The organism is Streptomyces sp. NPDC034085 (assembly GCF_055575555.1).
The window spans coordinates 25,215-47,661 of record NZ_JBVISL010000003.1 but is presented as its reverse complement, the minus strand read 5'-3'; the positions used below and the strand labels follow the sequence as shown (position 1 = coordinate 47,661).

Sequence of the window (22,447 nt, the reverse complement as noted above, 5' to 3'; positions counted from 1 at the left end):
GAGACCGACTGGGTCGGCGGTGATTTCGCCGTGGGCGACGTCGTGACATTTCCCAGCCTCACGGTCCATCAGTCGTTGCCCGCGGTGGTCCGCGACGAGGTCCGCATCTCCATGGACGTCCGCTACCAGCGCGGTGACGACGTGATCGAAGCCCGCTCGCTGACGAACCATGCGGAGCGATCCTGGGACGAGATCTACGAGGGATGGTCGAACGAACACGCGGACTTGATGCACTACTGGAGCCCGGACCGGCTCTCGTACGCCCCGTGGGACGAATCACTCCTCCAGCCGGGCACCCGCAGGATTTGCTGACCAACAGCCCGGCCGCCGCGGGGACATCATCGCGTTGCCGTGATCTCACAGGTCACGCTCTGCAGGAGAGGGACCGCCATGTGCTGCGACGACGAGCTGCCCCCCGCGGTCGGCGAGGCCCTGGCGCGCTACCGCGCGCTGCTCGCCGAATCCCCGCTCGACTGGGGCGCCGAAGCGCCCGACGTCATGTTGGACGTCCTCGATCTGGCCCGCCGCTGGGGATTGCCGGCGCTCGGACCCGTCCTCGCCGCCATGGGGGAGGACCGGCGCATCGACCGCACCGCCGCTCTCCGGCTGCTGGTGACGGCGGACGCGCCGCTGCCCGCCGGTGTCGTCGTCATCGACGTCCTGACCGGGACCGTGCGGCACGGCGAGCCGCTGCACGTGCTGGACGGCTCCCGTGGTCCCGCGACCTGGTGTCCCGGAGGTGTGCTGGCGGTGGTGGTGAACGACACCGCCCATGCGGTCGATGTCAGGGGCGCGGCCGGTGCGTGGACGGTGGCGGCCGGTGCGGTCGGCCGGATGGGGCTGCAGCCGGATCCGTGGCTGGCGTCGCTGCGCGCCGGTACGGTGACGGTCGACCTGTCGGCCGCCGTGCGCCGCGTGCCTCCGGCCGTTCTGGAGCTCTCGGCCCCCACGCCCGTCCGATGGAGCGTCGTGGACGCGGGGGGTCAGCCGTGGGCGCCCACCGGGGGCCGACTGAAGTACGACGTCCACGACCGGCCGTTCTTCCACGCGCAGGAAGTGACGCTCGAGGTACCGGCAGGCATGGTGCGGGTGACGGCGGCGCGGGGTGCGCAGTACACCTCGGTCTCCGAGCGGGCCGAGCTGCGCGCCGGCGGCACGACACGGCTGCACCTCGAGCCGGAGCGCTGGTGGGACGGCGACGGCGGCGGCTGGACCGGCGCGGATCTGCACGTGCACGCGAACTACTCGGGTGACCAGGTCGTCTCGCTGCACGACGCGGTCCTCATGCAGCAGGGCGAGGGGCTGGACCTGATGGGACTGGTCGCCGGCAACTGGCACGGCGACGAGGTCTACGACCAGGCGCTCGTGGAGAGTCGGCTGGGCCGTCCGCTGCGGCACGAGCACGGCACGACAGCCTTCGGGGTCGAGTTCCGCAACGATCTGCTGGGCCACTTCCACGCCACGGGCGGACACACCTCACCGGCTCGCTGGGCGACGGGGCACGAGAGCAGCTCGCACCCGTGGGACTGGCCCGCTAACGCGGAGACGGCGGCCGAGCTGCGGGCGGGAGGCGCGGCCATCGGCTACTGCCACCCCGTGGTCCGCCCGTTTCCCCCGGGTGCCGAGTCGGCGCCGGACCACCTCTTCGACTGGGTCATCCGCTCGGTGGAGGCGCGGGAACTGGTGGTGGACGCCGCAGTCGGCCTGGTCGACAGCATCGACCTGCTGTTCTCGGTCGACCCCTCCGGGCCGGCCGAAATCTGGTACCGCCTGCTGGGCTGCGGGCTGCGGCTCGCGCCGACGGCCGGGACCGACGCCTTCCTGTCCTTCAGCCGGGCCGGTGCCTTCTCCGGCCCGCCGGGTCCGGACGGGTCTACGCGCGGACCGGGGGCGACCACGACCCGGAGGCGTTCAGCCGCGCTCTGCGCAGCGGGCCCGTCGTCGTCACGAACGGCCCCTGGGTCCGGCTGCGGGTGGACGGACAGGACGAGGGCAGCCGGATCGACGGGGCGGCCGGGCGGAGCGTCCACCTGTCGGCAGCCGCGTACGGGCCGCAGGCACGCCTGCTTGAAGTGGTCACGGCGGGCGGGCATGTGCTCGGTTCCGCCGAAGGTGACGGGCCACTCGCGGTGTCGCTCGACCTGGAGGTGCGCGAGCCGACCTGGGTGGCGGCACGCTGTACGGGCGGAGCGCACCCCGACGTGCTGGCCGAGCGGGCGTGGTCGCACACCGGTGCCACGTGGCTGGACGTGGACGGAGCCGGCGTACGGCGCGAGCCCGACCTGGCCTTCTGCCGTCGGTGGCTCGACCTGCTGGCGGACTTCGTGCAGAAGCACGGCCGGTTCCGCGACGCCCGGCAGCGGCTCGATGTGCTCGCCGCTGTCGACGCCGCCCGCCCCTTCTACGCCCCTGACCCCGTGGTGGCGAGCGAGGTGACCGCTGCGCCGCTGGACCTGCGCGACTGACCTTGACCGTAAACGCTCGGCGAAAGAAGGAGGCCGTGCCTTTGACATGTTCAGAAAAAGACTCCGGCGGGTCGGGCTCCCGAGTGGCCGACAGCTTCTCCGCACCCGATCACTGGCTCGTCGCTCAAGTACGACTCTGCTCGGCTCTCAGCCCCCTCAAAGGGACGCGGGCCGACTCGATCGAACGGCAGTCGCCGGTCCACCTGCCCCCGCCGCCGGCGCTGGAGCCACCGTCGCCCATGTGCCCACCCGCGCGCGATCACTGCCGCAGGCACGGCCACATTCCCGCCGTGCCCCCGTGAGGAGCGCAGCGAGGTGCGGTGCGGCCCGGGAGGCGACGGCGGGTTTGTCGGGCGGCCTCAGCAGCCGGTGGCGGGCGTGCCGCTGTACAGGTTGCTGTCGGCGACACCGTTGGTGACGCTCTTGAGGTAGAAGCCGCAGGTGGGACGGTTCTTGAAGTCGAAGGTCCGGCCTGAGGTCAGACGCCAGATCTTGAAGTCCGAGTAGGTGAGGGGCTGTCCGTAAGCGACCTTCTCGGGCTGGTGGTCTCCCAGGACGACGTAGGCGTCGGCCCCGGAGAGGGTGGCGAGGCCGTTCTTGTCGATGAAGAGGGAGCCACCCTCTTCGACGCCCACGCCCCAGGCCTTTCCGCCGGTGACCAGCCCGTCCTCCAGCGCCCGTGCGACGAAGGCCATGGTACGGCCCATGCGGTCGCGGGTGACGAAGTGGGAGTCGTTGATGGTGCCGGCGTAGTTCGGCCAGTCGAACATGCCCGTGGTGAACGTCGCATACGAATCGTAGGGGTTGGCCAGGGCCTCGTCGGAGGTGATGCTCCCCCGGCAGGCGTCGTACACGACGGAGCTGTTGATGTGGTGGCCGGCGCTGCCTCCGCCGGAGCCGCCGCCCTTGGCGACGACCGACTGGACGGAAGAGCGGAGGGAGGTGGATTTCCAGGCCGCGTACTTGCACTGGTCACCGCCGGCGAAGTAGACGAACTCCGCGTTCCGGATGTCGGTGTTGGCCTGGGCGTTGTTGCCGTCACTCGCCCTGGTCAGCGTCCATGTGGTGCAGGAGTTGATCCCGCTCAGGCGCATGACCGCATCGCACTCGGGCGTTCTGCTGCCGGAACCGGACGTGGACGCCGCCAGCACCACCACGTCGAGTGAGCCGGTTCCACCGCGGATGGCGTCGACGGCCTTGGTCATGGAGGCCGGGACGATGCCACCGGACCCGTTCATGGTGAAGGCGGGGCCCGACCAGGTGGCCCGGCTGGCGTCCGCGGAGCTGCCCAGGCGAATGCGGCTAGCGGAGGCCTCGGCCTGATCGGCCTGGACCCACCCGCCAACGATGACCGCCAGCGCGGCCGCCACGCAGGCGGTGACGCGGTGGATGGGCCGGCGCCGCGGGGATGAGGCAGCGGCGGACGCGGGGGAGGTGTTGCGGGGGAACGGACGCATGGGGTCCTCCGTGGGCAGCGGTGTGGGGGACCGCAGCGATGCGGCGAAGCAGGCGCTGCGGCTTGCAGCAACGGAAAGTACAGGTCGATAGTGAACTGCGGTAGATGTAACGCAGTACTTCGCCAAGGAGGCAGTCGATTGCCTCGTTTCTGGGCAGATAGACGGCCGCCCTCCTGCCTGCTCGGTTGTGGGCTGGTTCCGTTACCTCGCTGAAATGTGCGTTACATCTAGCCAATCGGAAGCCCAACATGTAATTTCCTGGCTGTCAGACGGTGGCGTACGCAGGCGCCGCCGACCGATCTTCCGAGAGGCTTACCCGTGATGCCAACCCCGCCCCTCCGTCGCGCGACGACGGCCGCCGCTCTGTCCGCGGCGATCCTCATGACGGTCTCGGCCTGCGGGGACGATGCTGCCTCTGGCGGTGCCGCCGAGCCGTCCGCCGCCGCCACGGTCGCGGGAGTCACGATCGCCAAGGACGCGGCGCTGCACTCCGCCCTGCCCGCGAAGATCAGGGAGTCGGGTGTCGTGCGAGTGGCGACCGACGTCCCGTACGCACCGTTCGAGATGTTCGTGACCGAGGGCAAGCCCGAACTGACCGGTCTGGACTACGACCTGGGCCAGGCGCTGGGCGCGAAGCTGGGAGTGAGGTTCGCCTTCACGCCGCAGAAGTTCGATGGCATCGTGCCCGCCGTCCAGGCGGGCAAGTTCGACGCGGCGATGTCGGCCATGACCGACAACAAGGAGCGGCAGGCGGTCGTCGACTTCGTCGACTACTCCGTCTCCGGCTCCGGGATCATGGTCGTCAAGGGCAACCCGGCGAAGATCGCGACCCTGGACGACCTCTGCGGCAAGAAGGCCGCGGTGCAGGCGGCGACCAACCAGCTCGCCCTGCTCCAGGCACACCAGGCCAAGTGCAAGACCGCGGGCAAGGCCGAGATCGACATCCAGACCTTCCCCAAGGACTCCGACGCCCAGCTCGCCCTGCGCTCCGACAAGGTGGTCGCCCAGGTCCAGACGAAGCCCGCCGCGGGCTGGACCGCCAAGACCGCCGACCAGGGCAACGCCTTCGAAGTCGTCGACGACCCGGCTGCCGCGGGTGGATACGGTGCCTCGCCCAACGGGATCGCCGTGTCCAAGAAGCTGCCCCAGCTCAGCGATGCCATCCAGAAGGCACTGCAGGCCCTGATCGACGACGGCACCGTCACCAAGATCTTCGAGAAGTACGGCGTCGCCTCCATCGCCGTCAAGGAGGCCACCAAGAACGCGGCGGTGGACTAGAGATGACCACCACCACCGCTCCCGCGGACCTCGACCGTGCGGCGCCCGAGGAGCTCACGATCGTTCCGCTGCGCCACTACGGCCGCTGGATCGCGGCCCTCGCGGCGGTCGCCGCCCTCGTCGGCACGGCCGGATCGCTGGCGAAGAACGACAACCTCCACTGGGAGGTCATCGGCCACTTCCTCTTCGCCGACCTCGTCTTCTCCGGGCTGGTCACCACGCTCTGGCTCACCGCGGCGGCGATGGCCCTCGGGCTCGTCCTGGGGACGCTGGTCGCGGTGATGCGCCTGTCGGCCAATCCCGTGCTGTACGGAATGTCCTCCCTCTTCGTCTGGTTCTTCCGCGGCACCCCCCTGCTGGTTCAGATCATCTTCTGGGGGTACGCCGCCGCTCTCTACCAGTACGTGATGATCGGCATCCCGTTCACCGACATCACCTTCATCCGGATCGAGACCAACTCCCTGCTCACCCCGGCCGTCGCCGCGCTGCTGGCCCTCGGCCTCAACGAGGCCGCGTACGCATCGGAGATCGTCCGCGCCGGCATCCAGTCAGTGGACACCGGTCAGGCCGAGGCGGCCCATTCCCTGGGGATGCGCCCCGCCCTGACGATGCGCCGGATCGTGCTGCCCCAGGCGATGCGGGTGATCATCCCGCCGATGGGCAACGAGACGATCAACATGCTCAAGATGACCGCCCTGGTGTCGATCATCTCGGCACACGACCTCATGTCCAACATCCAGGACGTCTACGCGCAGAACTACCAGGTCATCCCCATGCTCGTGGTCGCCAGCCTCTGGTACCTCGGGCTGGTCACCCTGCTCGGCGTTCCCCAGGCGTGGCTGGAGCGCCGCTACGGCCGCGGCGCGGGGCGCGGCGGCCACGTCTCGCCGCTGCGCCGCATGTTCGCCGGAGCCCTCACCCGGCCCGCTCGTGCCAAGAAGGACGTCAAGGAGGCGGTCCGGTGAACGTCCCCATGGTCCACGCCCAGGGCGTGCGCAAGCACTTCGGGAAGCTCGAAGTCCTCAAGGGCATCGACCTGACCGTCCAACGCGGGCAGGTGTGCTGTCTGCTGGGCCCGTCCGGCTCGGGAAAGTCCACCTTCCTGCGCTGCATCAACCACCTAGACCGGGTCGACGGCGGGAAGCTCGCGGTCGACGGCGAGCTGGTCGGCTACCGCCAGAGCGGCCCGCGGCTGCATGAACTGAAGGAGAAGGAAGTCGCCGCGCGACGCCGTGACATCGGCATGGTCTTCCAGCGGTTCAACCTCTTCCCCCATATGACCGCCCTCGAAAACGTCATGGAGGCCCCCGTCAACGTCCGCGGGGTCGACAAGACGCACGCCAAGGCCGCCGCCCACGACCTGCTGGAGCGGGTGGGCCTCGGCGATCGGGCCGGCCACTACCCCGCCCAGCTGTCCGGAGGACAGCAGCAGCGCGTGGCCATCGCCCGGGCCCTGGCCATGAAGCCCAAGCTCATGCTCTTCGACGAACCCACCTCGGCGCTCGACCCCGAGCTCGTCGGGGACGTGCTGGACGTGATGCGGCAGCTGGCCGCCGACGGCATGACGATGGTCGTCGTCACCCACGAGATCGGCTTCGCACGCGAGGTGGGGGACACCGCCGTCTTCATGGACGACGGCGTCGTCGTCGAATCCGGCGATCCCCGGCAGGTCCTCGTCGAACCTCGTCAGGAGCGCACCCGCGCGTTCCTCTCCAAGGTCCTGTGACCGCCCCCTTCCGGGAGCGGCTCCGCGCCACCGCGCTGCTCCCATACGCCGAGGCCCGCCTGAAGGGCTACCTGGCCGACCTGGCCGACCTGGTGGCCATCGACTCCGGCTCGTACAGCCCCGACGGCGTCAACCGGATGGCCGACTGGACCCGGGAACGGCTGCTGAGGCTCGGATTCGACGTGGAGCGCATCGCTCCGGCTCCCACCCACGGGCACCCGGTCGGCGACCTGATCGTCGCTCGCAAACGGGGCGACCTGCCCGTCGCCGAAGGCGGCCGGCGCGTCCTGCTCGTCGCTCACCTGGACACCGTGTTCGAGGAGGGCACCGCCGCCGCACGGCCCTTCGCCCTCGACGGCTGCATGGCGCGCGGCCCGGGCGTCAGCGACGACAAGGGCGGCCTGCTCGCAGGACTCAGCGCTCTCGAGATCCTCGAAGAGACCGGAGCCCGGCAGTACGCCGAACTCGTCTTCCTCGCCACCCCCGACGAGGAGATCGGCGGACCCGCGAGCCGCCCGGCCACGGAGGCGGCAGCGTGCGGAGCCCATTTCGCGCTCGCCCTGGAATGCGCGCGGGAGAACGGCGACCTGGTCATCGCCCGCAAGGGCGTCGCCGACTTCCGGGTGACGGTCACCGGCCGGGCCGCGCACGCCGGCATCGAACCGGAGCGCGGGGCGAACGCCGCCCTGGCGGCCGCCCACCTGGTCGTCGCCCTCCAAGCGCTCAACGGCCACTGGGACGACGTCACCGTCAACGTCGGCGTCGTACGCGCGGGGACCCGTGCCAACATCGTCTGCCCGGAAGCAGAACTGCGGGTCGAGGTGCGCTCGGCGACCGCCGCCGGTATCGCAGCGGCCAGGTCCGCGATCGAAGCCGCCGCCGCACGGCCCGCCGTACCCGGTACCACCGCCACGGTGGAACAGCTGGACCTGTGCCCGCCCATGGAGGACACACCGGCCTCACGCCGCATGTTCGACCTGGCCAGGAAGATCGCCGCGGAGCTCGGGCTACCGCTCGGCGGCGCGGCGACGGGCGGCGTGGGAGACGCCAACGTCATCGCGGGCACCGGCGTCCCCACCCTGGACGGCCTCGGCCCGGTCGGCGGCGCCGACCACACCCCCGAGGAATGGCTGGACACCACCACCGTCCCGCTCCGCGTCACGCTCCTCGCGTCGCTCGTCGCCGAACTCGGCGACGGCCGCATCGGCTGACACCCCCGATACGTCCCGTACCGGTTTGATCGCGCCATTGCCCGGTACGGGACCCGGCCCCCGGCAGCCCGGTCCACCACGCCCCCGGCTGCCGGCCCGCGCCGGGACCGCGGCACGCCCGTACCGCCGTGGTCCCGGCCACCACCGACCCCCATCCACAGGAGGCACCACATGCGTATCCCGACCGGACCCCGCCGCGGCACACTGGCGGGCGGCACCGCTCTCCTGCTCACCCTCGCCCTCGCCCCGACGGCCGGTGCCGCCCCCACCCCCCACGCCGGCGACCGGGGCTCCCTCGTCCTCGTCGGTGGCGCACTGAAGGCGGACAACACCCAGGTCTACGGTGAGATCATCAAAAGGGCCGGCGGAGCCTCGGCGAGGATCGGAGTGATCACCGCCTCCTCCGTTCCGGCCAGCCAGGACCCGTACGCCTCGGACCCGGACAAGTGCAGCAACTCCGAGTGCAACGGGGCCTACTACGCCGCCCTGTTCGAACGGCACGGAGCCGCCGGCGCCGAGTGGATCCCCGTAGACCTCGACCACATCGCCAACGCCGACTCCGACGAGGTCGTCCGGCAGGTCAACTCCATGACCGGCTTCTTCTTCGGCGGCGGCGACCAGTACCGCTACGTCACCACCCTGCTCCACGGCTCCGCCCACACCGATTCCAAGGTCCTCGCCGCGATCCGTGCCAAGCTCGCCACCGGTGCGGTCGTATCCGGCTCCAGCGCCGGGGCGCAAATCGCCGCCGGAGCCGACATGGTGACAGGAGGCGACTCCTACGAAGGACTGCGCGACGGCAGCAGCCCGGGCTACTTCGAAGACCCGTCCCGGCTCGGCCATCTGCCCGCCGGCGGGTTCGGCCTCCTGCACTCGGGACTCATCGACACCCACACCGGCGCCTACGGCCGGGAAGGCAGGGCGCTGCGCCTCGCCGCCGACACCGGACACGACCGCGTGTACGCGCTGGAGGAGGACACCGCCCTCATCGTGGAGGGACCCCGCACCCCGCACGAGCGCCTGCGCGTCCTTGGTCCGCGCGGAGTCGCCGTCCTGGACCTGCGCCAGGCCCGGACGGGGAAGACCACATCCGGGGCGTGGTCCCTCACCGGCGCCCGCTACACCTACCTGACCGACGGCGACCGCTACGACCCCCACCGCTGGCGCGTCCTGCCCGACGCCGGCAAGCGGCCCCTAATACCGGCCTCCGCCTCACCCGTCCCTGCCAACCCCGACGTGTTCCACTCCGCGGCGAACCCCGCAGGCGTTCCCTACTCCTTCCTGGACACCGCGCGCGCCCTCGCGGCCAGCGCTGTCCAGCGCACCGCGACGGCCGCCACGTTCGAGAGCGGGCCCCGGTTCACCGTCACGTTCGGCAAGCGACCCGGCTTCGCCGCCTGGACCAGTGACGGCGCCACCGCGCGCACGCTCACCAACTTGCAGGTGGCCGTCACTCCGGAGTGACGCCGCCCCGGCCCCGCTCCGGGCGACCGAACCGGCCGACTCGAAAGGGGATCCGGCCGGCGCCACCCCCAGACGAGCGGCAGTAAGCTCGACCAGCCACCAGTCACCCCTGTCCCACACCCGAAAGTAGATTCCGCATGGCCCCTGGCACGCTCGCCGACGAGATCCGCCGCAAGCTGGGCGACGTCAGCCCCGCCGAACGCAAGGTCGCGCGCGTGCTGCTGGCCGGCTACCCCTCAGCGGGCTTCGAGACCATGGCCGTCCTCGCGGAGCGGGCCGCCGTCAGCACCCCGACCGTACTGCGCTTCGTCAACCGGCTCGGCTACCGGGGCTTCCCCGACTTCCAGGCTGCGCTGCGAGCGGAGCTCGACGAACGCAACGCCTCCCCCCTCTCCCTCTACGAGACCACCGACTACGGCCGCAGCAAGGGCGGGCCGGACGAAGACCTCTCCCTCCTCCAACGGGGCAGCGACGTCTTCAGCGCCGCCGTGGCACAGACCCTCGCCGAACTGCCCCCGCACGACCTCGAACACGCCATCAGGCTGCTGTCCGACAGCAAACGCCGCATCACCCTCGCGGGAGGGCGCTTCACCCACCTGTTCGCCCAGTACCTGGGACTGCACCTCATGCAACTGCGCAACGACGTGCGGTTCCTGCCCGAGCGCAGCGTCGAACGCACCGCCGTGTTCGCGGCTCTCCACCGTCGTGACGTCCTCGTCCTCTTCGACTACCGGCGCTACGAGCAGGACAAGGTCGCGATGGCCGAACTCGTACAGGCCCAGGGCGGAAAGGTCATCCTCTTCACCGACATGTGGCTCTCGCCCGCTTCCGCCCACGCCGATGTGGTCCTGCCCAGCCAGGTCGCGGCCCCCTCCCCGTACGACAGTTTGGTCCCCACCCTCGCCGTCATCGAGACGGTCGTCGCCGGGGTGCTCACCGCCCTCGGGGAAGACGCCCACCAGCGGATGCGGCACGGAGAGGAAACCGCCCGCCGCATGGGCCTGTACTGACGGCGTTCCTCCGGGTCCGGGGCTCGGTGGGGCGACCGGACCGGTGAGAACCGCCCGTCCTGGCGGGGGGCCCGACGCGGCGCGTACGTCGCCGGCCGGCCCGTGTGGGGACGCGACCTGTCCTCCGGATCAGGACCAATGCGGCCTGTCTGCGCTCTGCTGCCGACAGCCCACCGCGCATGGGATGCGGGGCATGGGCATGCGGACGACCAACGAGGATCTGGCTGAGGAAGCCGAGCGGCAGATCCGTGATCAGGCGTGGGAGCTGTCGCCCACCGACCGTACCGTCGCCGCGAAAGCCGCCGCCGACCTCCACGCCGCCGTCGGCACCCCGCAGTCCCGGCAAGGCTTGCCCGAGGTCGACCGACTGGAACACCTGCGGGAAGCGCTCGCCGCGGTGGCCCTCGCCCTCGCCCACGTCCACGGACCCCTGGCCTGGTTCCTCGGCGCAGCCGCCATCGCGCTCACGCCGGTCCTGCACTGGCGGGCGTCCACTCAGCCACCCGTACAAGCGCCAAACACCCCCTGCGGGACAAAGCGCTCTTTTAGGCGTCGTTTCCTTTGGTTGAAGCCCGTGCTGTTGACCGGCTCAGATGGGTGTCAGTGCGGTGTGAGAGCCTCCGTGGCATGAGCTACGACCTGGCTGTCTGGGAAGGTGAGAGGCCGGCGGATGACAAGACCGCCGGCCGGGTCTTCAACGACCTGTACGACCGCTACATCGACTGCGAGGTGGAGGAGCCTCCGTCCGAACGCATAGCGGCCTACGTCACCAAGCTTCTTGAGCGGTGGTGCGATATCACCGAGGACGAGGAGGACACCTCGCCCTGGTCGACTGGCCCGTTGATCGGCGAGGCCAGTGGTCCTCTGATCTACTTCCCGATGCGGTGGAGCATGGCCGAGGAGGCGTCGGCCTACGCCGCAGCCGTGGCGGAGTCCATGGGGCTGGTCTGCTTCGACGTGCAGCAGCATCGGATCAGACCTTGAGAAGGGTCGCCAATCGGCGGTGGCAGATGAGGGCTGAGGCTATGCCGACGACGGCGAGAAAGTGTTCTGCCTTGCGTTCGTAGCGGCGGTGCGGGCGGCGGCAGCCGGCGAGCCAGGAGACGGTCTTCTCGACGACCCATCGGTGGCGGCCGAGCCGTTGTGAGGACTCGATGCCCTTGCGGGCGATGCGGTGGCGGATGCCGCGTTCGCGGAGCCATCGGCGCAGGTGATCGTAGTCGTAGCCCTTGTCGGCGTGCAGTTTCGCTGGCCGTCGCCTGCGGGGGCCGCGGCGGAAACGGACGGGCGGGGTCGCGCGCACGATCGGCTCCATACCAAGGTTGTCATGCATTGGGCACCGGAGATGCCTAGAGGCAGAGGCAGTCCGTTCCGGTCGGTGAGCAGGTGGATTGTCGATCCCAGCTCGCCGCGCTCGGCCGGATTCGGTCCCGTTAGCGACCCCCTTCTGCGGCCCTCATGCTGACGGAGTCGATCGCGCCCCGCGACCAGTCGAGCTCGCCGCGTGCGCCGAGTTCGTCGAGGATGACGCGGTGGAGTCGTGCCCAGACACGGGCCCGGCTCCATTGGGCGAAGCGCCGGTAGACCGTCTGCCAGCTCGGGCCGAACACCGGCGGAAGCTGTCTCCATGTGCAGCCCGAGGTCGCCACGAAGACGATCGCGGTCAGGGCTTCTCGGTCACCAGCACGCCGTCGGCCCCCACCTTCTGCACGTATCGCCTCCGTTGGCGGCACCACCTGCCGGAACAGCACCACAATCAGCAGGGCCCCGGACTCGGTGAGGGTGGTCTCCGCAATCTCTCGACCGTCCTACCCGGGCATCAAAAATCAGATATCAGTACAGAAATGAGGAACATCATGATGAACCCGCCCAAAAGCCCCGTGGACGAGGGCTTCCTCCAGCGGGAGTTCGAGGCCTTGGGGCTGCCGAAGGGCGCCCTCGTCATGGTGCATGCCTCCCTGTCCGCCTTCGGATCCGTACAGGGCGGTGCGCAGGCGGTGGTGAACGCGCTGCGCTGGTGCGTGGGGGAGTCCGGCACGGTCGTCGTGCCGACCTTCACCCCGCAGATCAGCGACCCGCACCCGGGGCTGCGGCCTTTCGGGGACAGCGGGGCTGACGCGGACCGCCTCGGCGTTCCTCTGTTCCACGACGCCCTTCCCACCCCGATGGGAGCGATCCCGAACGCGGTGCTGGCGGTGCCCGGGCGCCTGCGCGGCCGGCATCCGCAAGCCTCGGTCGCCGCGATTGGTCCCCGTGCCGAGGAGATCACGGGGAACCAGCCCCTGAACTACGCGCTCGGCAAGGATTCCCCGTTCGACCGGATGTACGGCATGGGTGCCCATATCTTGTTGCTGGGTGTGGGCCACAACCGCAATTCCTTTCTCCACTATGCAGAGTCGCTCGTGCCCGAGCACCGCACGAAGCTGCGTCGCTTCCCCTATGGGCTGGAGGACGAGCGGGTCTGGGTGGAGGCCCCGGACGTTGGCGACGACAACGGCCGCTTCTTTCCGCGGCTGGGCGCCGAAGCCGACGCGGCGGGCCTGATCCGCCACCGCGGGATCGGCCTGGCTCCCTGTCAGCTGATGGACAGCGGCCCGTTCGTCGACTTCACCGCCGGCCGCTTGGCGGAGCTGCTCGCGCAGGGCCGGTAGGCGGGCGGCGGTAGCGGCTCAGTCCGGGGTGGACACCGGCCCGGAAGCGACTGCGCGCGTTCAAGTCGGAGAGCAGGACTCGTCCAGGTCGAAGGTGGTCAGCGTAATGACCTTCGGCGGATGGGGCAGGACGCGCAGCCGTGCACTGGCGGTGATGCCGTCCATGCGTGGCATGCGGACGTCGACCAGGGCGACGTCGACACGGTGTGCGGTGGCCTGTTCGATGGCGGCCGGACCGTCAGCGGCCTGGGCGACGACTTCGATGTCGTCGTCATGGTCGAGGAGTCTGTCAGTCCGAGACGGACGAGGGCGTCGTCATCGACGACCATGGCACGGATCACGTCTGGGAGCCGTGGTGTTCGGTGGTGGGGTGGGGGATGCGGGCGGCCAGTCACCTCCCAGCGCCGCCGGGCCCGGCGCTCAGGTGGCCGCCGAATGCTTAGGCACGTTCACGCAGGCCCACCCGACCGAACCTGGAGGGCACCGCCGGAGCATTGGGTGCGCCGGGTGTGCCGGGCGCGCCGGGAGGCTTGGCGACCTCGCACGCTGACAAGGGATACCCGCTGGGGCGGCGGCTTCGCGAACCGCCGGCTTGGGCGGTGAGTGGGCTGGTGTTCACCCCGGCCGGGTCGGGTGGGCGGGTGTTGCTCCAGACCCATCGCGGCGCCCTGCGCGGGTCGGTGACGAAGATCGGAGCCCCGGCGTCCAGGGTCGGTGCGTACACGGCACGGATCGCCTTTTCCCCCTCGGCGGTGGTGATCCCGGCGATGAGACGGTCGGGGCGCAGGGTGTCCTGCACCGCGTGTCCCTCGCGTAGGAACTCCGGGTTCCACACGACGTCGACGTCCTGGCCGGCTGGGGCCAGGCGCTGGGCGAGAGCTGTGACCTGAGCGGTGGTGCCGACGGTGACGGTGCTCTTGCCGACGATCGTGCACGGCCGCGTCAGCAGAGGGGCGAGCTGGCGGACGGCGCCGTAGACCTGTGCGGTGTCGTAGGAGCGGCCGTCGGCGTCGATGGGGGTGCCGACGCCGATGAAGTGCAGGTCGGCGAAGTCGGCGGCCTCGCGGATGTCGGTGGTGAAACGCAGGCGTCCGCTCGCGGTGTGGCGGGTGAGCAGCTCGGGAAGCCCGGTCTCGTAGATGGGGCAGTGGCCGGCGTTCAGGCTGTCGACTTTGGCCTGGTCGACGTCCACGCCGATGACCTCGTGGCCGAGCTCGGCCATGGCCGCAGCGTGCGGGATGCCGAGGTGGCCACAGCCGATCACGGAAACACGCATTGCAGATCCTTGTCTCGTCGGGGGGCACTTCGGGCATGGTGTGCCCCCCGGCGCTATCGGTGCCGAACTGGACCTGAAAGAAACGGAGTTCGCTCAGGCGTTCGCGTTGATGTTGAGCAGGCTCTCCAGGTGGCTGATCGCGGTCGCGGCCGTCTGCCGTACGACCACGTCACCGGTCTGCGGGGCTTCCAGCGGGTAGTCGAACCAGGTGCCGTCCGGACGGGGGAATCCCTCCGGGTCGACGAGGAACACCTTGAGTCCGGCCGCGCGGGCCCGCTTGGCCACCCACCGCCGGTCGGCGTGCAGCCCGATCACGACCAGGGCCTTCGCGTCGGGGTGGAAGGTGACCGGGGGGATGCGCTGGTCATAGCGGCGCATGAACTGCTCCTCGAAGCCGGCGCGCGCGCCCAGGCCGTCGAAGTTGTTCGTGATGAACGGGCCGACCAGGTGCCCGGCCTCCTCCATGCGCTTGAGCGCATGCAGGGCCGGGGTGACCTCGGCGTCGAAGCAGGCCCGGTACCTCTGCGACAGCTCGCTGACCGGACGGGAAACCCGGCAACGACGCATCTACCTTAGAGTGATCGCTTTCTGAGGGAATGAGGACGAGTTGAGGGCTATGCGTCTACACCGGGGCCTGGTGGCCGGTGTGGTCATGACGTTGGCGGCCGTGACGGCGGGGTGCTCGCAGACACCCGACCGTCTCGACGCGGCACCACCCGCGGAGAAGCAGCCCGTGGTGCCGCCGAGGGTCGCCCACGACCCGCCGACGACGTTCAGGCCGACGGGCGTTCTCATGCCGTGGGAGGCCTACTCCGGCCTGCTGAACGTCGCCGGCACCTGGATGTACGAGAGCGAACTCCCCGTCGTCCTGCACGGTGAGACGGCGTTCGTGGCCACCCCGGACCGCCTCCTGGTCTTCGACACCACCAACCAGGTGACCAGAGAGACCATCCGGCCGGAGGGCGGCGAGCCCGTCTCGCCCCTCACAAGGGACAACCACAATACGGCGGCTCCGCCAGTGATCACCGAAGGCGCCTCTCCGCTCGTCCTGGCCCCGTTCCTGGTCCGGCAGGCGGGCACCGGCACACAGACCGCACGCTCCTCGACGCAGTTCGTCGCCGCGGACGCGAAGTCCGGCAAGGTGGCCTGGCGGCTGTCGCTGCCCCTTCCGGAGTGGACCAAGGGCGTCTCGGACCCGCTGACGGCTGCGGTGGTCGGGGCCTCGGGGAACGTGGCCGTTGTCACGGTCTCCCACAAGGGACCGGCGCTGGTCAAGAACGCTTCGACTACCTACGCGATCGACCTCGCGAGCCACCGGGTGCTGTGGAGCCAGGAGACGTTCAGGGCCGCCACGGTCGCGGACGGCGTCGTGGTCGGGGAGAAGCGCAAGACGGACCTGGACGACTACAGCACCCCCGCCGGCTACGACCTGACCACGGGTGCCCAGCGGTGGCAGGGACAGGAGTACTACAACCTGGAGCTGCGTCCGGCCGGGCCGGGACTCCTCCACCTGTACGCCCGCGATCGGGCGGACTACCGGCACGTCTACCAGCAGTTCCTCGACCCACGGACCGGCGAGGTCCGGCAGACGGACGCGCCTACCGCCTCCAAGTGCCGACACGACGGCGCGAGCGCGGTCGTCTGCTGGGGCCGGGACAAGGTCGTGGGCGTCGACGCGACGACCGGAGCCGTCCTGTGGCAGCTGCCCGACGAGAAGGCCGGCCGCATCGCCCCCCGGGTGACCACGGTGTGGCACGGGCGTGTCTACGCCAAGACGGCTGACGGCACGGTGGCCCTGGACTCCCGTACCGGAGCGGACCTGCCCACGCCCCCGGGCATCGCCCCGGACCTCGTCAATGCCTTCACCGGCATCGCGATCTCCAAGTCCGGCGATGACGTGACGGCCTACCAGTCCGCCAGCTGACCGACGCCGCGTACCCGGCCCCGGCGTTTGACGCCAGGGCGACGGGCCAGCAGGATCTTCCTGCCATGCGGAAGATGCGCGAGGCGTGATGCCGACCAGCGGAATGCCCTCGTAGTGGAGCTGGGGTCCGGTACGGCCGTGCACGGTCACGGCGCTCGAAGTGGTCGGTGTGGAGGGACCACTGCCCGGACTCCTTCCAGAACCAGAACGGGAAAGCGCCCGTCCGTCCGGCCGGGATCTCGCCACCGAGGGCGGTGGCCACCTGGTGCGGGCTCATGCCGAACCGGAGCGGCCCCACCTACTCCAGCGGGTTCCACTCCCAGTGGGGGCGTTGGTGATCGGGCGTCACGGGCCAGGCTCCGGGTGAAAGATCAATACCCTGAGGATCGGCAGGCTACCCTCGGTGCTGGTCCTGGCGGCCTCGTGGATGGCGGTCGCCGCCCGGCCCCCGCCGACCTGCTCGCGGGCGGGGCCACGCACCATCTGCGATGCCCCATCGCGATCTTCCCTCCAGGGACCGACGTCACCGGCCGCCCGACCCACCTGATCGGACATCACGGCCCCCAACACGACTCCCACGAAGGTTTACCCCTCTACAACTAGGGGTGTAGACCACATTTACAACCCCCGTTGGAGTACAGACGACGGCGGCGGCCCCTAGGTTCGTGCCTGACCCCACAATGAACCCAACTCAGGGGGAGCACATGAGGAACACCCAGAAGGGCGCACTCGTCCTGGCTTCGGCGTTAGCCGCACTGACCGGCGTCCTCGCTCCGGCGGGCGCGGCCGCAGCCGCTCCGCAGGGCAACGGCACGGGGCAGACGGCCGCGGCATGGGCCGAGGCCGCGCGCTACACCGGCGAAGCCCGCGCAGCGGGGCTGGGCAATGCCCAGATCAGCACGCTCCAGCAGGACCTCGCCACCTACCTCGCCCAATACGGCGGCAAGGCGGTGGCAGCGAACAAGGTGGCCAACCGGGACGGCTCGACGACCCTGTTCCCGCTGCCGGGCGAAAAGTTCGCCCGCGACCTGAACAGCGGCGTCAACGGCAACGACGCGAAGGCGGCCGCCGCGGGCTGCCAGTACGGCGCCTTCTGTGCCTACAAGAGCGCCAACTACGCCGGCACGGTCAGGCAGTACATCCGGTGCGGCACCTACGAGATCCCCGACGGCTGGAACAGCGGCGGCTCCTGGATCAACAACCAGACGAGCAATCTCCAGGCCGTCATGAGGAACAAGCGCCACCAACCGGTGTACGTCACCCCTCCGGCGTACTCCAGCGACAGCAGCGGGGACTGGGGCCCGGTCTGGTTCATCACCAACTGCTGATCCGCCCCATCGCGCCCCGTCACCGCCACCGGTCTCAAGGGCCGGTGGCGGTCCGCGTTACCCGGGCCAGCGCCTCGCTGTAGCTCCTGGACCGCAGGATTCACGCTTCACTGCTCTGCTGCTCGCTAGTGACCCTGCTGACCACGGTGTCGTCGTGCACAAAAACCGCCGGGCCCAGGCCGCCGCCCAGCAGCTCGGCGGGGTGCCGTGCGTTCAGGGCGTGGAGGACGGCGGCGTGCGGGCTGGGGGAGCCGCGACCAAGCTGCGGGCCTCGATCCCCAGGGACGGGATCCGAGAGCCGCTCCTGTTGGGCGTCCGCGCAACCGACCGGCTCACCTTCGTCTTCGAGGGGCACCACCGGGCCGTCATCGCCCTCGAACTGGGGGTGCGCTCCTTCCCCTTCCGGTGGTTCTGGGACCCGGACGTCAAGGTCGTGGAACACGAGCCGTTCCCGCACCACGCTCTGGGACCGGACGGGCAGGCGTGGCTGTGCCACCAGGAGGCGCGCTCATGACCGCCCGCTTCCGCAGATGCGGACACGGCAGCGGCCCGATGCACCCCGGCGACCAGAAGGCCGTCGCGGAGTTCACCGCCATGCTCACCGGCCGCCAGCGGCCGGCCCCGTGGACCGGCCGCGGCGACGTCGCCGTACGGATCGGCGAGCGCGGCCTAGAGCGCGGCCGCCCGCTCCCCGATACCGACCCTCTCGCCCTGGTCCTCATCCACCCCGACACCGAGACCGCCCTCACCGGCACCCTTCACTGCGCCAGGGCGCGGATCCACGGCGCGTGGACCGGGCCCTGCCGAGGGTGTTGGAGTGGATCGAGGACGAGGTCGCGGTGATCCGGTACGGCAAGGACGGCATCTACCGGGTGAGGCCGCCCGGCGGTCTGGTCGCCGCGCGCTTCCGCCACTACGAAGCGCGTTCCGGCCGTCCCTTGCTTTTCTTGGGGCAGTTCAGACCTGTCTCATGAGGCGAGTGCACCCTCCTCAGTAAGCGTCTGGACGCAGCGGCCACAGCCATCGCCGCCCTCCACCACGACAACACCCAACTCCGCCAAGACCTCGCATCCGCCTCTGGTGGCCGCCTCATCCCACTCCGCTAACTCTCCGCGTCCGCCCGACGCCGAGAGAGTCTCATCGGGCCGTGCAGGGCCGGATCGCGACGAATTCGGCGTAGTGATCGCGGTAGGTCTCCGTGAAGGTGGACGGAGGGCACAGGCTGGCGCGGCGGCTCATGTCACGGGCGTCCTGCGGCAGGATGAAGCCGGCCTTTCGGTAGTCGCGGAGTTTGTTCTCGAAGGCCTTGGCGTAGGCCTGGTGGCTGCTGAAGCCGAGTTGCTGCACGGTGCGTACGTTGTCGTAGCTGCCGGTGAAGCCGGTGATGAAGCGGGCCTCGCCGAGCTCGACGAACGGCAGCCGGGGCACCAGCCGGCCGGTGCGGTCCTCGGTGATCGCGTTGCCGTTGGCGTCCCGGACGATGGTGTCGTCGCTCGCCGTGCGCAACTGCGTGCTCGTCGGCGGCGGTGACCCCTTGTGGACCCAGTTGTGCCCCTGCAGGAAGTGCGCGCGCAGCGCGGGCACGAAGCTCGCCGGGGTCGTCCCCCTCACCGGGAACGGCACGTCCAGCGGCGCGTCCAGCGGGTCCGGGATGTGCGGGCTTCCCGCGACGACGTAGAACCGGTACCGCTTGGTCACGACGCCCCGGTCGGTCAGATTCGTCGAATCGTCAAATTCTGAATTGACGATGAGGACCTTGCCCTTGTAGCGGCCGGCGGCGATGTCGGCCTGGGGGTCGAAGCCCTCCGTTGTGATGGGCAGGACCAGGTCGAGCGCGCCTGTGGCGTCGCCGGAATGGACCAGACGCAGGAGGGGGTACGAGCTGTCGGAGAAGCCCGTGCCGTACCGTCGGGGCAGCTTGCCGACCAGTGGACGCGCGCCGGAGGAGCGGGAGGCGAGTGCCTTGGCGAAGTCCGTGATGATCTCGTCGTCGACCCTGGCTCCGTCCTCTTCGACTCCGCCCTCGATGAAGGTGCCGGGCACCGACGGGTCGAGGATGCGGTTGCCGAGCGTGCTCCAGCCGACGCCGGCGTGCACGAACCCCTGGCGGAACAGGAAGTCCCTGCGCAGGTAGACGTTGAGGGCGCCGAGCCCCACCACGAAGTGTGGCGGCTCCACGACTGCGGTGCCGTTCGTGCGGTCCGGATCAGCAGGAGCGCTGATCCTGTAGGGGACGCGGAACCGCCCGGTCGACGTCTCGCCCTCGAACACGCCGTCGTACTGCACGTAGCGAATTCCGCCGAACGAACCGAGGGGCGTGACCACCGGATCGCCGAGTCGGTCTTCGGCCCCGCCCTTCGGAATGCTCACCGCATGGCCGGGAGCCTGGCCGGGATGGTGGTCGGGGGGAACGGCCTGGGCGGCCGAAGCCGGAAGGGCTGGCGTCAGCGCGGCCATCAGGAGCGCACCTACCCGGAGAAACGAAGCTCGCCGGAAGCGCGGAGCAGGATCTTTGCATCGGAAACTCAGCCAGAACATCGAAAGCCTCTCCTTCGGCGCCAGGGACACTCGTCCGGGGGCACTGGCGCTGAAGTCAGCCGAACACCCGATGCCCGCGTCGGCCTTCCGGCATGGCCGAAGGAGCGAGGCGTCTCACTCACCTAGCCGATGGATGGCCGGGCTGTCGCCCTCGCCCCGGCCAGAGTTCAACGACACCTCTCAGGCTCGGGCCGTACTGAACCTGCCTGATCGGCCCTCGGCGGACCTCACCCCCTGGGCCGTTCCCGGGGAATCTCAGTGAGCAGGTCTGTCCCGCCAGAGCATCGGGTGGAGCTATCCAGGAAGCGCATCACCGCCCCCGAAACGGGTGAACCGTATCGCCACACCACGAACAGGAGCGACGTCTCGTGAGACATGCGGACCGCGAAGAGCTTCTGCATGACCATCTGCTTTTGAGCGTGAAGGGGCAGCGCTTGGACGGGAAGTGGGGGTCGACCACACCACGGCCCTGCACGAGAACACGGTCGCGGCCTCCGCGCTCTAAAACGAGCTGGTGGCCGCTGAGGTCTGCGAGGCGCTGGGGGTGGCGACCGAGCCGCGCATCGTCACGCCGGGGCGCCGGCCTGTGATGGAGATGGCCGGGGTGCCGCACGAGCTGATCCGCTGGACTGCCCGGCGCAGTGACGAGATCGCCGCCTGCCTGGCCGAGCTGGAGCACGAGTACGTCACCGCCGTCGACGACGACGGCGAGCTGAAGTTCCTGCCCGTGGTCTCCGAGCGGGCCCGCGCCAAGATGAACCAGATCGCTGCCCGCAAGACCCGCCCGCCCAAGCAGAAGACCCAGCCGCTCGCGCAGCTGCGCGTCTGGTGGAAGGTGAGCGCGATCCTCACCTCCAAGGTCGCCGCCGATTTCATCCCCTCCCTCCTCGAGTACGCCCGCGCCGCAGCCGCGGCGATCCGGGTCCGGATCGCCGTCGTGGTCGACGTCGCCTTGGCGGCCGTCGACGTCACCGCGACGGTGTTCGTGATGAACGAGGGCGGCCGCTTCCATCGCCGGCACCTGCTCGCCGAAGCCCGCCGCCATCTCGCCCTGGTCCTGCGCGGCCGCCGCCGCGACCCCGGCCTGGACGAGGAGATCGTGGCCGCCGCCATCTCCACCCACTGCCTGGACATCAGCGAGCCGACAACCACGATCGGCCTGCTGGCGGACTACCGCCTCTACACCGCCCGGTGGGACCTGGCCGACCTCCCCGCCCGGCCCCGCCCACCCACTCCCGTGCCCGACCTGGACCGGCAGCCCCCGGCCGATCCCGGCGAGCCGGCTGCGCTCCGGCCGCCGGGACAGGATGCGGGGGAGTGGGAGATCCCCCGCATCCCGCTCCAGTACGACCGCGCCGCCCTCGCCGGTGCGGTGGTCCGCGAGAAGCTGCGCACCACCACGACCGCCACCGTGCGGGGCCGGGCGTACGACGTCGTCGCCCACCAGCAGGCGGCGATGCCCGAGCAGCTGCTCCCGCCCGAGCCGGCCGACCCCGAGCACGACGACCAGGAGCCGAAGGCCGGGCGCCCAGAGGCGATCGACATGACGGCGCTGCGGGCCCTGCGGGAATCCCGCACGGACGTGGAAGCCCTTGACCTCACCGCCGACCGGCTGCGCCGCCTCCAAGACGCGTTCGCCAAGTTGGGCGACGCCCCGCGTCCGCGCCGATCGCTACACCGGCCAGGACGACGACATCGGCGCGGTGCGCCCCGTGCGCCCGGACAACCAGCAGGCGCACCGCCCACAGCAACGCGGACCGCACCGCGGCCGGGAGGCCGGCCATTGAGTGGACTCGGTGGTGCGCGCGCGGTTCGGTGGTGCGCACCGACGATGCGGTGGAGGTACCACTTCACCGCCCGGCTCCGGGTGCGGTCGACAGCGACGATGGGGGTTGGCGGCGCACCTCTCGGTGCTTGGGCAGGTTCCGAGAGGTGCAGGGCAGGATCCTCCGCTACAGCCCGGGACGGGCGACGCGGAGGGGCCAGGTTCGTCCGGGTGCTGTGTGGCGGGCCGCCAGCTCGGCGAGGCGGTGGCGCCGGTTCTGAGGCTGCTTGGCGCGCTTCTCCAGGAGCCGGGCCATCTGCGACTCGACGATCTCCTCGTTGAAGGTAGTGGGGA

Annotated in this window: 21 protein-coding genes and 2 pseudogenes; 17 read left to right on the top strand and 6 right to left on the bottom strand. The window is 70.3% G+C overall.

The features are described 5' to 3' along the window. The first annotated feature begins 42 nt into the window (after positions 1-42). Together ACZ501_RS10420 and ACZ501_RS10415 are read left to right on the top strand one after the other, a co-directional pair. Positions 43-312, top strand: a complete 270-nt coding sequence (locus ACZ501_RS10420) for a hypothetical protein (RefSeq protein ID WP_468793976.1) — start codon at positions 43-45, stop codon at positions 310-312. A 78-nt stretch (positions 313-390) separates the two neighbouring features. Then, positions 391-2,436: a CehA/McbA family metallohydrolase domain-containing protein gene (locus ACZ501_RS10415; protein WP_468793974.1), complete on the top strand. Its 2,046-nt coding sequence runs from the start codon at positions 391-393 to the stop codon at positions 2,434-2,436. A gap of 388 nt (positions 2,437-2,824) precedes the next feature. On the opposite strand, the gene ACZ501_RS10410 is transcribed toward ACZ501_RS10415, so the two are convergent. Beyond that, on the bottom strand, positions 2,825-3,922 hold the full coding sequence (locus ACZ501_RS10410; protein ID WP_468793971.1) for a hypothetical protein: 1,098 nt from the start codon (positions 3,920-3,922) through the stop codon (positions 2,825-2,827). A gap of 321 nt (positions 3,923-4,243) precedes the next feature. Between ACZ501_RS10410 and ACZ501_RS10405 the strand changes: the two genes are divergently transcribed. From ACZ501_RS10405 to ACZ501_RS10370, 8 genes are all read left to right on the top strand, one after another. Continuing rightward, the gene (locus tag ACZ501_RS10405; RefSeq protein WP_468793968.1) at positions 4,244-5,200 is read left to right on the top strand and encodes an ABC transporter substrate-binding protein; all 957 of its coding nucleotides are present in this window, start codon (positions 4,244-4,246) and stop codon (positions 5,198-5,200) included. 2 nt (positions 5,201-5,202) lie between these two features. Beyond that, positions 5,203-6,165: an amino acid ABC transporter permease gene (locus ACZ501_RS10400; RefSeq protein WP_361609885.1), complete on the top strand. Its 963-nt coding sequence runs from the start codon at positions 5,203-5,205 to the stop codon at positions 6,163-6,165. 8 nt (positions 6,166-6,173) lie between these two features. Then, the gene (locus ACZ501_RS10395) at positions 6,174-6,926 is read left to right on the top strand and encodes an amino acid ABC transporter ATP-binding protein (RefSeq protein WP_468795445.1); all 753 of its coding nucleotides are present in this window, start codon (positions 6,174-6,176) and stop codon (positions 6,924-6,926) included. Further along, on the top strand, positions 6,923-8,137 hold the full coding sequence (locus ACZ501_RS10390; RefSeq protein WP_468793965.1) for a M20/M25/M40 family metallo-hydrolase: 1,215 nt from the start codon (positions 6,923-6,925) through the stop codon (positions 8,135-8,137). The genes ACZ501_RS10395 and ACZ501_RS10390 overlap by 4 nt, the downstream gene beginning before the upstream one ends. Before the next feature lie 171 nt (positions 8,138-8,308). After that, entirely contained in the window at positions 8,309-9,601 is a 1,293-nt protein-coding gene (locus ACZ501_RS10385; RefSeq protein ID WP_468793962.1) for a cyanophycinase, read from the top strand. 137 nt (positions 9,602-9,738) lie between these two features. Beyond that, on the top strand, positions 9,739-10,611 hold the full coding sequence (locus ACZ501_RS10380) for a MurR/RpiR family transcriptional regulator (RefSeq protein WP_468793959.1): 873 nt from the start codon (positions 9,739-9,741) through the stop codon (positions 10,609-10,611). A gap of 199 nt (positions 10,612-10,810) precedes the next feature. Further along, complete coding sequence (locus ACZ501_RS10375; RefSeq protein WP_468793956.1) at positions 10,811-11,242, top strand: hypothetical protein; 432 nt, start codon at positions 10,811-10,813, stop codon at positions 11,240-11,242. Then, entirely contained in the window at positions 11,239-11,595 is a 357-nt protein-coding gene (locus ACZ501_RS10370) for a hypothetical protein (RefSeq protein WP_361605570.1), read from the top strand. Before ACZ501_RS10375 ends, ACZ501_RS10370 begins: the two co-directional genes overlap by 4 nt. Here ACZ501_RS10370 and ACZ501_RS10365 read toward each other — a convergent pair. Then, positions 11,585-12,407 (bottom strand): annotated as a pseudogene (locus ACZ501_RS10365) (IS5 family transposase). The gene ACZ501_RS10370 and the pseudogene ACZ501_RS10365 overlap by 11 nt on opposite strands. A gap of 48 nt (positions 12,408-12,455) precedes the next feature. On the opposite strand from ACZ501_RS10365, the gene ACZ501_RS10360 reads away from it, so the two are divergent. Further along, a complete protein-coding gene (locus ACZ501_RS10360; protein ID WP_468793953.1) occupies positions 12,456-13,262 on the top strand; it encodes an AAC(3) family N-acetyltransferase in 807 nt (268 codons plus the stop codon). Positions 13,263-13,340: 78 nt separating this feature from the next. Here ACZ501_RS10360 and ACZ501_RS10355 read toward each other — a convergent pair. The 3 genes and pseudogenes from ACZ501_RS10355 to ACZ501_RS10345 form a co-directional block, all read right to left on the bottom strand. After that, a pseudogene (locus ACZ501_RS10355) lies at positions 13,341-13,603 on the bottom strand (response regulator); the annotation flags it as partial. Between the two features lie 98 nt (positions 13,604-13,701). Then, positions 13,702-14,538 (bottom strand): nucleotide sugar dehydrogenase, encoded by an 837-nt coding sequence (locus ACZ501_RS10350; RefSeq protein WP_468793950.1) that lies wholly within the window; start codon positions 14,536-14,538, stop codon positions 13,702-13,704. A gap of 93 nt (positions 14,539-14,631) precedes the next feature. Continuing rightward, positions 14,632-15,105 carry a hypothetical protein gene (locus ACZ501_RS10345; RefSeq protein ID WP_468793947.1) on the bottom strand — a complete coding sequence of 158 codons (474 nt, stop codon included), beginning with the start codon at positions 15,103-15,105 and terminating at the stop codon, positions 14,632-14,634. A gap of 49 nt (positions 15,106-15,154) precedes the next feature. Between ACZ501_RS10345 and ACZ501_RS10340 the strand changes: the two genes are divergently transcribed. The 5 genes from ACZ501_RS10340 to ACZ501_RS10320 all read left to right on the top strand — a co-directional run bounded on the left by ACZ501_RS10340 (position 15,155) and on the right by ACZ501_RS10320 (position 18,764). Next, complete coding sequence (locus ACZ501_RS10340; protein ID WP_468793944.1) at positions 15,155-16,462, top strand: outer membrane protein assembly factor BamB family protein; 1,308 nt, start codon at positions 15,155-15,157, stop codon at positions 16,460-16,462. A gap of 704 nt (positions 16,463-17,166) precedes the next feature. Beyond that, on the top strand, positions 17,167-17,790 hold the full coding sequence (locus ACZ501_RS10335) for a hypothetical protein (protein ID WP_468793941.1): 624 nt from the start codon (positions 17,167-17,169) through the stop codon (positions 17,788-17,790). 154 nt (positions 17,791-17,944) lie between these two features. Next, complete coding sequence (locus ACZ501_RS10330; RefSeq protein WP_468793938.1) at positions 17,945-18,304, top strand: ParB N-terminal domain-containing protein; 360 nt, start codon at positions 17,945-17,947, stop codon at positions 18,302-18,304. Beyond that, positions 18,301-18,633 (top strand): hypothetical protein, encoded by a 333-nt coding sequence (locus ACZ501_RS10325; protein WP_468795540.1) that lies wholly within the window; start codon positions 18,301-18,303, stop codon positions 18,631-18,633. Before ACZ501_RS10330 ends, ACZ501_RS10325 begins: the two co-directional genes overlap by 4 nt. After that, the gene (locus ACZ501_RS10320) at positions 18,579-18,764 is read left to right on the top strand and encodes a relaxase domain-containing protein (RefSeq protein ID WP_468793935.1); all 186 of its coding nucleotides are present in this window, start codon (positions 18,579-18,581) and stop codon (positions 18,762-18,764) included. The genes ACZ501_RS10325 and ACZ501_RS10320 overlap by 55 nt, the downstream gene beginning before the upstream one ends. Before the next feature lie 163 nt (positions 18,765-18,927). Here ACZ501_RS10320 and ACZ501_RS10315 read toward each other — a convergent pair whose 3' ends face one another. Then, positions 18,928-20,328 carry an alpha/beta hydrolase domain-containing protein gene (locus tag ACZ501_RS10315; protein ID WP_468793932.1) on the bottom strand — a complete coding sequence of 467 codons (1,401 nt, stop codon included), beginning with the start codon at positions 20,326-20,328 and terminating at the stop codon, positions 18,928-18,930. Between the two features lie 514 nt (positions 20,329-20,842). On the opposite strand from ACZ501_RS10315, the gene ACZ501_RS10310 reads away from it, so the two are divergent. Beyond that, complete coding sequence (locus ACZ501_RS10310) at positions 20,843-22,435, top strand: relaxase domain-containing protein (RefSeq protein ID WP_468793929.1); 1,593 nt, start codon at positions 20,843-20,845, stop codon at positions 22,433-22,435. The last annotated feature ends 12 nt before the right edge of the window (positions 22,436-22,447 follow it).

Excerpts from the sequence above, each read along its gene's own strand:
- ACZ501_RS10415 (WP_468793974.1), top strand. The coding sequence starts at position 391 with ATGTGCTGCGACGACGAGCTGCCCCCCGCGGTCGGCGAGGCCCTGGCG.
- ACZ501_RS10410 (WP_468793971.1), bottom strand. The coding sequence starts at position 3,922 with ATGCGTCCGTTCCCCCGCAACACCTCCCCCGCGTCCGCCGCTGCCTCA.
- ACZ501_RS10405 (WP_468793968.1), top strand. The coding sequence starts at position 4,244 with ATGCCAACCCCGCCCCTCCGTCGCGCGACGACGGCCGCCGCTCTGTCC.
- ACZ501_RS10400 (WP_361609885.1), top strand. The coding sequence starts at position 5,203 with ATGACCACCACCACCGCTCCCGCGGACCTCGACCGTGCGGCGCCCGAG.
- ACZ501_RS10395 (WP_468795445.1), top strand. The coding sequence starts at position 6,174 with ATGGTCCACGCCCAGGGCGTGCGCAAGCACTTCGGGAAGCTCGAAGTC.
- ACZ501_RS10385 (WP_468793962.1), top strand. The coding sequence starts at position 8,309 with ATGCGTATCCCGACCGGACCCCGCCGCGGCACACTGGCGGGCGGCACC.
- ACZ501_RS10380 (WP_468793959.1), top strand. The coding sequence starts at position 9,739 with ATGGCCCCTGGCACGCTCGCCGACGAGATCCGCCGCAAGCTGGGCGAC.
- ACZ501_RS10375 (WP_468793956.1), top strand. The coding sequence starts at position 10,811 with ATGCGGACGACCAACGAGGATCTGGCTGAGGAAGCCGAGCGGCAGATC.
- ACZ501_RS10370 (WP_361605570.1), top strand. The coding sequence starts at position 11,239 with ATGAGCTACGACCTGGCTGTCTGGGAAGGTGAGAGGCCGGCGGATGAC.
- ACZ501_RS10360 (WP_468793953.1), top strand. The coding sequence starts at position 12,456 with ATGAGGAACATCATGATGAACCCGCCCAAAAGCCCCGTGGACGAGGGC.
- ACZ501_RS10350 (WP_468793950.1), bottom strand. The coding sequence starts at position 14,538 with ATGCGTGTTTCCGTGATCGGCTGTGGCCACCTCGGCATCCCGCACGCT.
- ACZ501_RS10345 (WP_468793947.1), bottom strand. The coding sequence starts at position 15,105 with ATGCGTCGTTGCCGGGTTTCCCGTCCGGTCAGCGAGCTGTCGCAGAGG.
- ACZ501_RS10340 (WP_468793944.1), top strand. The coding sequence starts at position 15,155 with ATGCGTCTACACCGGGGCCTGGTGGCCGGTGTGGTCATGACGTTGGCG.
- ACZ501_RS10335 (WP_468793941.1), top strand. The coding sequence starts at position 17,167 with ATGAGGAACACCCAGAAGGGCGCACTCGTCCTGGCTTCGGCGTTAGCC.
- ACZ501_RS10325 (WP_468795540.1), top strand. The coding sequence starts at position 18,301 with ATGACCGCCCGCTTCCGCAGATGCGGACACGGCAGCGGCCCGATGCAC.
- ACZ501_RS10315 (WP_468793932.1), bottom strand. The coding sequence starts at position 20,328 with ATGTTCTGGCTGAGTTTCCGATGCAAAGATCCTGCTCCGCGCTTCCGG.